Genomic DNA, 262 nt, shown 5'->3' on the forward strand with positions numbered 1-262 from the left:
TTTGGACGGGCGACGCTGCGGAAGTGAACGGCATCAGGCAAATTGGACTGGGTGAGGAGCAAGCCGACGATCTGGCCGACTTGCTGAATTATCTTTACGCACAGCGTGAGGCTGCCACACTGCAGTGATTGTCGTTGTCGTGTTTCATCAAAACGGCGCCTCCTTCAACGCTTCACGCATCCCCCGCCCGCATCCTTCCCATGCGGCTTTGACCAGCATGCGTGCTTCGAGCTCGTCCATGTCCTTAAGGTCGGTCTTTCCC

General features: G+C 57.3%; 1 protein-coding gene. It reads right to left on the minus strand.

Annotated features, from left to right (window positions below; genetic code table 11):
* Positions 1 to 147: 147 nt before the first annotated feature.
* On the minus strand, positions 148 to 262 hold a 115-nt coding region (locus SB658_RS24890; RefSeq protein WP_410603079.1), incomplete at its 5' end, for a DUF6511 domain-containing protein.

The organism is Bacillus sp. SIMBA_008, assembly GCF_046535495.1.
GTDB lineage: Bacteria > Bacillota > Bacilli > Bacillales > Bacillaceae > Bacillus > Bacillus subtilis.